This window comes from Alteromonas sp. AMM-1 (assembly GCF_047290655.1).
GTDB classification, from domain to species: Bacteria; Pseudomonadota; Gammaproteobacteria; order Enterobacterales; family Alteromonadaceae; genus Alteromonas; species Alteromonas mangrovi.
In genome coordinates this window covers 1-10138 of the sequence record NZ_JBLBUE010000128.1, presented here as the reverse complement: position 1 = coordinate 10138, position 10138 = coordinate 1, and the positions used below count along the sequence as shown (strand labels likewise).

Annotated in this window: 9 protein-coding genes and 2 pseudogenes; 4 read left to right on the top strand and 7 right to left on the bottom strand. The window is 46.1% G+C overall.

Annotation, left to right across the window (positions count from 1 at the left end; genetic code table 11):
* The 4 genes and pseudogenes from ACLR2L_RS15675 to ACLR2L_RS15660 form a co-directional block, all read right to left on the bottom strand.
* Nucleotides 1-331, bottom strand: a pseudogene (locus tag ACLR2L_RS15675) (efflux transporter periplasmic adaptor subunit); the annotation flags it as partial.
* On the bottom strand, nt 328-1317 hold the full coding sequence (locus ACLR2L_RS15670) for an HlyD family secretion protein (protein ID WP_140955867.1): 990 nt from the start codon (nt 1315-1317) through the stop codon (nt 328-330). The pseudogene ACLR2L_RS15675 and the gene ACLR2L_RS15670, both read right to left, overlap by 4 nt.
* The gene (locus tag ACLR2L_RS15665; RefSeq protein ID WP_140955865.1) at nt 1307-2305 is read right to left on the bottom strand and encodes an HlyD family secretion protein; all 999 of its coding nucleotides are present in this window, start codon (nt 2303-2305) and stop codon (nt 1307-1309) included. The genes ACLR2L_RS15670 and ACLR2L_RS15665 overlap by 11 nt, the downstream gene beginning before the upstream one ends.
* The gene (locus ACLR2L_RS15660; RefSeq protein ID WP_413369396.1) at nt 2302-2979 is read right to left on the bottom strand and encodes an ABC transporter ATP-binding protein; all 678 of its coding nucleotides are present in this window, start codon (nt 2977-2979) and stop codon (nt 2302-2304) included. Before ACLR2L_RS15660 ends, ACLR2L_RS15665 begins: the two co-directional genes overlap by 4 nt.
* A 439-nt stretch (nt 2980-3418) precedes the next feature.
* Here ACLR2L_RS15660 and ACLR2L_RS15655 point away from each other — a divergent pair, with 439 nt between their 5' ends.
* Genes ACLR2L_RS15655 through ACLR2L_RS15645 form a run of 3 tightly spaced genes read left to right on the top strand, consistent with a single transcriptional unit; the run spans nt 3419 to nt 5983 of the window.
* Nucleotides 3419-4510, top strand: coding sequence for a 3-deoxy-7-phosphoheptulonate synthase (locus ACLR2L_RS15655; RefSeq protein ID WP_413369394.1), 1092 nt, complete (start codon nt 3419-3421; stop codon nt 4508-4510).
* 4 nt (nt 4511-4514) lie between these two features.
* Nucleotides 4515-5687, top strand: coding sequence for a bifunctional chorismate mutase/prephenate dehydrogenase (tyrA, locus tag ACLR2L_RS15650; RefSeq protein ID WP_413369392.1), 1173 nt, complete (start codon nt 4515-4517; stop codon nt 5685-5687).
* A gap of 59 nt (nt 5688-5746) precedes the next feature.
* Nucleotides 5747-5983, top strand: a complete 237-nt coding sequence (locus tag ACLR2L_RS15645) for a hypothetical protein (protein ID WP_413369390.1) — start codon at nt 5747-5749, stop codon at nt 5981-5983.
* Here ACLR2L_RS15645 and ACLR2L_RS15640 read toward each other — a convergent pair.
* Complete coding sequence (locus tag ACLR2L_RS15640) at nt 5964-6377, bottom strand: hypothetical protein (protein WP_413369388.1); 414 nt, start codon at nt 6375-6377, stop codon at nt 5964-5966. The genes ACLR2L_RS15645 and ACLR2L_RS15640 overlap by 20 nt on opposite strands.
* Before the next feature lie 62 nt (nt 6378-6439).
* Between ACLR2L_RS15640 and ACLR2L_RS15635 the strand changes: the two genes are divergently transcribed.
* Nucleotides 6440-8551: a methyl-accepting chemotaxis protein gene (locus ACLR2L_RS15635; RefSeq protein WP_413369386.1), complete on the top strand. Its 2112-nt coding sequence runs from the start codon at nt 6440-6442 to the stop codon at nt 8549-8551.
* 41 nt (nt 8552-8592) lie between these two features.
* On the opposite strand, the gene pheA is transcribed toward ACLR2L_RS15635, so the two are convergent.
* Both pheA and ACLR2L_RS15625 read right to left on the bottom strand, forming a co-directional pair.
* The gene (gene pheA, locus ACLR2L_RS15630) at nt 8593-9774 is read right to left on the bottom strand and encodes a prephenate dehydratase (RefSeq protein ID WP_140955857.1); all 1182 of its coding nucleotides are present in this window, start codon (nt 9772-9774) and stop codon (nt 8593-8595) included.
* A gap of 242 nt (nt 9775-10016) precedes the next feature.
* Nucleotides 10017-10138 (bottom strand): annotated as a pseudogene (locus tag ACLR2L_RS15625) (two-component system response regulator); the annotation flags it as partial.

Sequence of the window (10138 nt, the reverse complement as noted above, 5' to 3'; positions counted from 1 at the left end):
GATTTTCGCGGTTCAGTTTCATGTCTTCTTCAAGCAACATGATGGCCAGCATCTCCTGACGCATATCCAAACTGAGTTGTTCGGCATCAAATCGGGCAACCAGCTGGCCTTTTTTCACCTGGGTATATTCTTGCTCTAACCAGGCAATTGTCATTGGGCGACGGCTGGGCACACCAATTGCGGTTGCTTGCGCCGCTTCAAGTTCGCCCTTCATCGGAACGGCAAGCGAAAATGGCTGAGGGCGCACTTCGTAAGTGGGGATCAGTTGTTCTGTGTCATTGCAGGCGCTTAGCATTCCAAAGCACATTGCCAGTGTTAACAGTTGTCTCATGAACTGGCCTCCATCACTTCAATTTTGGCTTTCATGCCCGGTCGCATTCGCTTGTCATCAATCTGGTGCAATGCAATTTCCACATCAAATACAATGCTTAAATTACTCGTGGATTTTTCTTTGTAAGCTTCGCCCAGTGACACTATGGTGCCGGAGTAGGGGATTTCCGGGTAGGCATCCAGTGTAACTTTTACTACTGTGCCCGGTGTTAGTTTGGCCGTATCGGCTTCATCAAACTGCGCTTTTATGGCCAAGGCGTCCAATGAGGGTATGGTTAATAAGGTTCGCCCCATCCAAACAGTGTCGCCCACGGCTGTTTTGTTGCCTTCCGGATCGGCTTTGTACATGATAAGGCCAGATTTGGGCGCCTTGATCTGCAGCTTCTCAATGTTGCTTTGCGTGCGGCTTAGCTTGGTTTGTAAGCGATTGATTTTACTTTTTGCTAATTCGTCGTTCAGTGCACGCGATGTGCTGAACTGTTCCAGTTGTTGCTGGGCCTGGGCTAATTTTGCCTGGGCAATGTCAAATTCTTTGCGTTGTTTTTCTTTTTCTACTCGCTTGGTGGCTACATCGACAATTTCAACCAGTCGCTTTTGCTTGTCGAAATTCATCTGTGCTTCCGCCAGTGCCAGCTTTAACTCTTCTTGCTTCGCTTCATTTTCCAGTTGTTTAGTCTGGTAATTCTTGGTTTCGGCTTCCAGTTCGCTTTTTTGCTCGATAAGTTTGGTTTTCAGTTGTTGATCGTCAAATTTCACCAGCATGTCTCCTTCTTTAACATGGGAGTTCTCTGGCACCAGAAACTGGACTTTCATTTGCCACATCCCACGCACGGAAGGGGGAGAAATGCTGGCTGTATTTAACGATACGATTTCGCCTGACGCAGTTAACGGCTGTTTGATTACCCGCTTGGCATCTGATTGAGAAGCGCTTTGCTCTGAGCAACCCATAAGCAGGGCGGCGGCTAGCAACACAATATTAATTCGCACTTGCAGTCTCCCGTCGGCTATCCATAAGGCGATCCTGGTTGGCAAATACCACTCTAACACTCATTCCGGGCAATAGTTTTAGTTGAGGTAATGCATCGAACGCTAACTGGAGCTGGTAATAGGCGCTTTCGCCCCAACCAGACTTCTTAGCAGGTTGTGAAACGATGCTGGTGACTGTGGCATTAAATTGCTGCTGAGGATACGCGTCCAGCGTAATGGTAGCCGATTGACCTTTTGTAATGCGATCGGCGTCAATTTCATGCACCCAGGCATCAATGTTAAAACCGCTGATATCCTGCACTTCCATTACCTTCATGGCTGCTTGTAAGGTTGTGCCTGCGGTAATCTTTTCGTTATCCCAAGGGTGATACATATGGCTAACCACCCCACTTATCTGGGCCTTTACCTGAAGACGGGTGAGCAGATAACGCTGATATTCCACCGTTTCTTCAAGTTTAACGATTTCTATTTGCGCTTTTTCCAGTGAGGACGCGCGTTCTGCCTGCTTTTGCTGGAGGGTTTGCTGCGCTTTAAATTGCTCAACCAGCGCGCGCTCGAGGGTAAGCTTGTACTGTCCTTTGTCGTATTCGCTTATGTCGTTAGTTTGTATGCTGGCTTCGATACGGGCCTTTTCAACTTCGAGGTCGGCAACGTTTAATGCCGCTTCGGCATCGCGGACCGCCTGGTCAAGTGTCATGGTTTCGGTTTTAAGTGAGAGTTGCTGCGTGGCCAGGTTGTCTTCGTTCTGTTCCAGTTGCGTATCCACACTGCCTGAATCAAACACGGTGATCACATCACCAGGCGACACCAGACTCCCTTCTTCTATCATCCATTGCACCTGAATTTGCCATCGATCAGTGCGTGGCGCAGTCACGCTTTGTACATTTGATGACGACAGCTTGCCGGTTAAGATTAACGGTGCCTGATTGGCATTTGAGACCAGACTGAATCCCATTGTGGCAGCGAAACACAAGTAACGGGATATCATAGTTTACTCCGCTCATTGAGAATCTGACCGTCTTTCATGGTGACAACCCGTTGCGCGAATTCTGCGATGTTTTCTTCGTGTGTTACCATCACAATGGTTTGACCCTGCTGATGGAGTTCGGTGAGCAGTTGCATGATGTCTTCCGATGTTTTGCTGTCGAGGTTTCCGGTGGGTTCATCGGCCAACACAATGGAAGGGCGGTTCACCAGTGCCCGAGCAATAGCAACGCGCTGACGCTGACCACCTGACATTTCAAATGGGCGATGGGTCATACGGTGTCCAAGACCCACTTTCTGAAGCAAAGCAACGGCCCGTTCGTGCGCTTCGTCGTTATCAACATCAGAATAGCGCAAAGGCAATTTAACATTGCCAATGGCATCGAGTTTGGGTAGCAAATGAAACGTCTGAAAAATGAAACCAATATGGCGATTGCGAATGCTGGAAAGGGCTTCGTCACTCAAACTGTCGACGCGCTCACCGTTTAAGGTGTAATGTCCACTGTTGGGCGTATCCAGACATCCGAGAATATTCATTAAAGTTGATTTGCCCGATCCTGAACTGCCCATAAAGGCAACGAATTCATTTTGGCGAATGGTTAGTGATACATCGTTGAGCGCAACAATCTGTTCTTCGCCATTTGAAAAGCATTTGCGAATGTTTGTCAGAGTAATCATGTGTCCCTACATTGTTTAATTGTTGCACGCTATGTTGTGCTTTATGCCAAGTACAACATTTTTGTAACATAATGGCATGGTCGTTCACCGCATTAAAACTTGTTTCGTCGCAATGCGTTAGCTTTTTACTAATGACGATTTCTGCAATTAAACTACCCCAGTTGAGCGTATATACCGGTATTCTCCAGATAGCAATTTCCCAGTGTGGAATTCATGCAAAGTGCTTCAAATACGGAGTTTTTACTTGCTTTGCATATCAATTATTGGTAAAAAGTCAACGCTATTTCATCAGGTTGAATTTTTTTGATGTAAATATAATTATACACCTGTATTTATTGCCTGTTTCTGCTTTACTTAATGGACGATGTTGAAATGGAGTTGTTTCCCATAGCAACAGGCCTGTAAGGTATTTTATTACTCCTAAGACCGAGAGCGACAAATGATTAAGGACACTATTAACAACATTCACGTGAGCTCAGAAAAAATTCTGATCACGCCTGAGGCACTGGCTCAGGAATTACCCGTTTCAGAGCGTGCGCTTTCGGTAATCCGTGATTCACGCCAAATTATCGCCGATATCATCCACCGTCGTGATCACCGCATGCTGGTGATCTGCGGGCCGTGCTCAATTCACGATGTTGAAGCGGCAAAAGACTATGCGTTGCGTTTAAAAGAGCTGCATGAGTGTTACAAAGACACCCTGTACATTGTGATGCGTGTCTACTTTGAAAAACCACGTACTACTACGGGCTGGAAAGGCCTGATCAACGATCCGCACATCAACGACACTTTCGAGATCGAAACCGGCTTGCGCAAGGCCCGTGAATTATTGATTTGGTTAGCAGAACTGGAATTGCCGGTTGCTACTGAAGCGCTCGACCCCATCAGCCCGCAGTACCTTGCTGAACTGTTTAGTTGGAGTGCAATTGGTGCGCGTACGTCAGAGTCGCAAACTCACCGCGAAATGGCGAGCGGTCTGTCAATGCCAGTTGGCTTTAAAAACGGCACCGACGGTAGTTTGGATATTGCTATTAATGCACTTAAATCTGCAGCGTCTTCTCATCGTTTTATGGGGATCAATAAGCAGGGCCAGGTGAGCATTATTGAAACTCAGGGTAACCCTGACGGCCACATTATTTTACGTGGTGGTAAACAGCCAAACTACGATTCTGTGTGCGTATCTGAATGTGAAGAGTGGCTGGCAAACGCGAAATTGACGGCAGGCCTGGTAGTAGATTGCAGTCATGCTAATTCCAATAAGGATTACCGCCGCCAGCCGCTGGTAGCACAAAACGTGGTAAATCAAATTCTTGAAGGGAATCAGTCTATTATTGGTGTGATGTTGGAAAGCCATTTAAAAGCTGGCAATCAGAAGTCTGACGGTGTGCCTTTTGATGCGCTGGAATACGGTGTATCAATAACCGACGGCTGCATCGACTGGGATACCACTGAAACTCTGCTCGGACAAATGCGTGACAAGCTGATTACTGTGTTACCATTACGTCAGAATAAGCGAACGGATGTAGCCTGATTTTATGTCACAAGACTCAGCGGAACAGTTTGCTCAGCAATTGAGCGAACTTCGCCAGGGAATTGACGAGCTGGATAGCCAGCTCGTTGAATTACTCGCCAAACGTGCGGTACTAGCTGCTAAAGTTGGCGACATCAAAGCCAAAACCGGTATGCCAATTTACGTGCCATCCCGGGAAGCTTCTATGCTGGAAGACCGGCAGCGGCAGGCTGAGTCTGCAGGTGTGTCGCCTTCATTAGTAGAAGATTTACTTCGCCGCATTATGCGCGAGTCTTACCATATTCAGAATAATCGCTATCGCTGTGCCAATCCCGATGTTAAACGCATTGTGATTATTGGTGGTGCTGGCGCGCTGGGCAGTGTGTTTGTTGGCCTGTTTACCCGCAGTGGTTACCAGGTTGATATTCTCGAAAAAGAGGACTGGTCTGACGCTGAACGTCTATTTTCACGTGCCAGCCTTGTGCTGTTATCTGTGCCAATTAATCTAACCGTAGACGTCATTTCAAAATTAAAAGCCTTGCCTGAGCATTGTATACTGGCTGATATAACCAGTATTAAAGACAAGCCGCTGGCAGCCATGATGGCGGTGCACAATGGGCCGGTAGTTGGCTTGCATCCTATGTTTGGACCTGATGCACCAGGCATGATTAAGCAAGTGGTTGTAGTGTGTCATGGCCGTGGCAATGAAACTTACGACTGGTTGCTTCAACAAATGCAAATTTGGGGTGCTAACCTAATTGAAACCAGTGCCCAGGAACATGATAAAGCGATGGCTTTTATCCAGGTAATGCGTCATTTCAACACCTTTGTGTATGGTGCGCATCTGGCCGGTGAAAATCCGGATTTAATGCAACTTACTCAGTTGAGTTCTCCCATTTATCGGTTAGAGCTTGCAATGGTGGGCAGACTCTTTGCTCAATCTCCTAATCTTTATGCCGATATCATCTATAATAATCCGGAAAACTTTGCGTTACTTCGCAGGTTTCATGAGCGATTTGGTGAAGCATTGGTTTTATTAGAGCAGGGCAATAAAGCGGAATTTATTCGCCAGTTTAACGAAATAGGTAACTGGTTTGGCGATTACGCCAAAACGTGCCTGGTCGACAGCAAGCAATTATTACTAAAAGCTGATGATAATCAGATGTTAAGGTCGGTTCAGCTCCCTCCTAAAGAATAATTGCGTTAGGCCGAGAAACTTCTTAGTTTAGAGTTATCTGTCTGTAGGGAACCGTTGATATGACACTGAAACAGCGATTACTGTTTTCATTAATTCCGTTAGTTATTTTCGTTGTGTTGCTAATGGCGGGCATTTCCCTGCATATCAGCGTAAACGAATCCCGCGAAGCCCTGACCCTGGGGGCGGAAAAGAAATTGATGGTAGAGACAGCGCAAACTCATGAGTCTGTGTCTCAATACCTGAAATTTAGGGTATTCGGATTCTCGTGTGGAACTGCTAAATCTCATCCACACTGAAAACCAAAGCTCTACAGTATTTTTCATCGCCCTCGACAATATCAAAGGTGGCATGAGGAATGTCTGTCTGATACGTCCAAGAGTAGTTGTCATCGTCACACCATTTGGCCTCGATAGGCTTAGAGTCTGACTTGTTTTTAAACCACAACTCCAACTCCTCATCTGTATCCAGATCATCACGAGACCCAAGAACGCCGCACTTGTAAACGTAAGCAGTACCACCATCATAAACCCCTATTTCCTCCACAATAGCACCTTCAAACTCCATCAGGTCATCAGATGCGCCGTAGACAATCACAAGGCTGTTGTCGATTGCTTTTTGAATAACTTCCCTTGTAGGTCTGAACGGATACTCAGTGCCGTTTAGTTCATTCGCTAGTTCAACTGCATTCATATTTATCTCCAATTTCTACACGTTATTCCGAATACCCGAAATTTATTGAAAAGCAGTTGCATTTGAAAGCGTCTGAAGCATTGGTAGTAGAGGCATCAAAGCAATTTGCTAACGCGTATCGCCGCTATGATGCTGAGCGTAATCCGCTGCAAAATAACGAAAGCCAAATGCTTCAACGCTATTACGATACTGAATTTGCTAATTTGTACAGCAAGCGCAATGGTTCAAACGTCAGTAACCCACTTTCTCTTGTTAACGGTTTATCTGATACCGCAAAAAAACTACAGTACGATTTTATTGCCGGCTCCCGCTTTCCAATTGGCGAAAAAGATACCCTTTTTAAACCCAATAACACGTCTGAATATGCTGCGGTACACGAAAAATATCACGGCTTCTTCAGAGCGTTTCTAAAGGAATTTGGCTTTTACGATATTTTTATCGCAGACCCCAAAACGGGTGATGTGGTGTACTCGGTGTTTAAAGAACTGGATTACGCAACTAACCTGCAAACTGGCCCCTATGCAAAAACCGGTATTGCAGAAGCGTATCGCAAAGCGCTGAACAACAAAGATAAAGTATCCTTCAGTAAACTGGAATCCTACCTGCCATCTTATAACGCCATGGCGGGCTTTTTAGGTGCCCAGATCATCGATGAAAATGGCACTACAACAGGCGTGCTGATATTCCAAATCCCGCTTAATGTGATCAGCAATATCTTAGAGCACAATCAACAGTGGCAGGAAATTGGCTACGGTGATTCCGGTGAAACTTACCTGGTTAGTGCTGATAAAAAGCTGGTTACCGAAAGCCGTTTCTTTTTGGAGGCTCCGGATGACTATTTAGCAGCGGTTGGACGCTTATATCCGAAAACAGCAAAGCAAGTAGCTGACGCAGGCACAACAGTGGGGATTCAGGACGTTGATACCGTGTCTGTTGAACGCGCTTTAAACGGGCAAAAAGGATTTGGCATTGTTAAAGATTATCGGGATGTTGAGGTGTTTTCGGCGTACCGACAGCTTTCTATTGGCGATAATCAATACGCGCTTATCGCTGAAATCGACGTTGAAGAAGCGCTCCAGCCAGCAGTTGTACTGCGTAATAAACTGGTGACTACTGTCTTTATTGCGATTGCCATAATCGTTGCTCTTTCCGTGGTAGTGATTGTGTGGCTATCCGGTCGGTTAGTGCGTCCGTTAACCCGGTTAGGTGATGCTTGTGAACAACTGGCTAGTGGCAATGGCGATTTAACAGTTAAGCTAGCAGAAACGCGTATTGCCGAAATTAACCGGATTGTGCTGGCGTTTAATCAGTTTACCGGCCAAATTCGAGACATCATCGATAGCGTTAAAGGCGCGTCTGAGTCGCTGGCTTCTGCCTCTGAAGAGTTAAGCGCTATTACGCATCAAAGCGAAACAACCACCGACAATCAGGCCAGACAGATGCAAGAAGTGGCATCTGCAATTACACAACTGACTGATTCAATTACCAGTATTGCCGAGTCAACGTCAGAAACCCGGGATTTTGGCACACGAGCAGAACACAGCCTGAATGAGAATATGGAACGCGCTGATATGGCTGCTGACAATATTAAGTTGTTGGTAAAACTTATTCAGGATTCATCAACTATTATTGCGTCGTTAAAAGCGGAAGTGTCGCAAATAACGTCGTTGCTGAATGTAATTAAAAGTATCGCAGACCAAACTAATTTATTGGCGCTGAATGCAGCAATAGAGGCGGCAAGAGCGGGTGAAGCGGGTAGGGGATTTTCAGTGGTCGCCGATGAAGTAAGGACGTTGGCTAATCGCTCGCAGGAAAGTACCGTTGAAATAGAACGGATCATTGAGAAGATGAACGTGTCATCGGAGAAATCCGTGGTTGCCATGGAAAAAGCAGAGGCGGCAGCAGGTGGAGGTATTCACCTGGTTGATTTGGTTACTGTAGCGATGAACGAATTAGGTCAAACCATTGAACAGGTACAACAGTTAGTGAGCGTGGTAGCCAGTGCCGCTGTAGAGCAGGAAGCAACCTCAAATGCCATTGGCGAAAACGTGAATGAAGTGAATCACCTTTCCGAAGACATCCATAACGGTGCTGTGCATACCCGAAATGCTGCCGATGAGCTGGCAAAGATTGCGGTGTCTTTGCAGGATATGGTTAACCGGTTTAAAACCTGATATTAAAATGAAAAAGGCCACGTCAGTGGCCTTTTTTGTAATTAAGAAGCCAGCGCTTTGCTTGCTGCTACCTTAGTCGGGCTGATTTCTTCACTTGGATAACACCCGAGTACTTTTACGTAACGCGTTATCTTTTTCAGTTCAGCAATCGCAATCTGCATTGGACCATCCTGGGTGTTACCTTCCACGTCGATGTAAAACATCTCTTCCCAAGGATTACCGTGAATAGGGCGGGATTCCAGTTTGGTCATATTGATGTTGTTTTGCTTTAATACCAATAATGCTTCTACCAGTGCACCAGGCTTTTGAACCGTTGACATTACAAACGTGGTTTTAGCCGGCACCTGTAGAGGCACTACCACTGGTTGTTTGGCTACTACAATAAAACGGCTGTGGTTTTCTTTCTGATTGGCCAGATTCGATTTAATTGCCATCAATCCATACAGATTACCACCGGCTTCACTGCCAATGGCTGCTACATCCTCGCGGTTCAATTCACTGACAGTTAGCATTGCTGAAGAGGTGCTATCCATTGTTTTTACTTCCACATTCCCCAGTTCAGCCAGGAAGTGGCTGCATTGAGTGAATACCTGCGGATGGGCGTACAGTGTCTTGATATTAGCCAGTGTAGTGTCTTTGGCAACCAGTAAGCTGTGCTTAATAGCGTGAGTCAGTTCACCTATGATATTGAGCTCGGTATGCTGAAGCTGGTCGTACACTTCGTTGATACTGCCTGATGTTGTATTTTCAATGGGTAATACCGCATAGTCGGCTTCGTTATTTTCTACTTTGCCCACTACCTCTTTAAAGCTCTGGCAGCCCATTTCCAGCAGATCACCCGGACGACGGGAGAAATACTTTTGCGTAGCAAGATAGCTATACGAACCCCGATCACCCAAGAAGGCAACCCGATTCAGGGGAAGGGCACTGCCAGGGTTTGCGCGCTCGGCCAGCATGGCTTGCTGGTTTAATACTGAATCTTCAATGATTACATGAAATATCTGAGTAACGTAATGCGGGTCTAATCCTTTTTGCTGACCTTCTTTAATCAGGCGGATGAGTAATTGTTCCTCGCGTGCCTGATCGCGCACTGGAATGTGGTGCTTGATTTTTGTTTCGGCTACCTGGTTGGTTAAACCACGGCGTTCAGCCAACAGGCCAAGCAGTTCGGTATCAAGTGAGGTAATTCGCTCACGGATGTTATCTAATTCAGGCGCAGACATAGCTTCTCTCTTACACTTCAGGCAAAAAAAAACCTCCTGTTAGAGGAGGTTTGTGTTACGCACAGCGTTACCCCCTCAACTGAAGGTGATAAACATAAAGAAAATCGCTGTGTGTGATGTATTTTGTACTTTCATACCCTGCACTTTATTGTGGCGCTGGTTATCTGTCAACCCGTTTTTACAGATTGGCTTATCATTTTTATGAGTAATATATTGACAGGTTGAGTATGACTCAGTTTTTGCTAATCACCGAGCAATGCTGCCAACATGGCGCGCACTTCGTTAGGTTCAAATGGCTTATCACACAGCGCATTTACCCCGGTTTGCTGGATGTTTGCCATATGCATGCTGTCGGCTGCTTCTG

What these genes read in the sequence shown, in the direction of transcription:
- ACLR2L_RS15640 (WP_413369388.1), bottom strand. Translation starts at nt 6,377, where the DNA reads ATGAATGCAGTTGAACTAGCGAATGAACTAAACGGCACTGAGTATCCG.
- pheA (WP_140955857.1), bottom strand. Translation starts at nt 9,774, where the DNA reads ATGTCTGCGCCTGAATTAGATAACATCCGTGAGCGAATTACCTCACTT.
- ACLR2L_RS15665 (WP_140955865.1), bottom strand. Translation starts at nt 2,305, where the DNA reads ATGATATCCCGTTACTTGTGTTTCGCTGCCACAATGGGATTCAGTCTG.
- ACLR2L_RS15655 (WP_413369394.1), top strand. Translation starts at nt 3,419, where the DNA reads ATGATTAAGGACACTATTAACAACATTCACGTGAGCTCAGAAAAAATT.
- ACLR2L_RS15660 (WP_413369396.1), bottom strand. Translation starts at nt 2,979, where the DNA reads ATGATTACTCTGACAAACATTCGCAAATGCTTTTCAAATGGCGAAGAA.
- ACLR2L_RS15645 (WP_413369390.1), top strand. Translation starts at nt 5,747, where the DNA reads ATGACACTGAAACAGCGATTACTGTTTTCATTAATTCCGTTAGTTATT.
- tyrA (WP_413369392.1), top strand. Translation starts at nt 4,515, where the DNA reads ATGTCACAAGACTCAGCGGAACAGTTTGCTCAGCAATTGAGCGAACTT.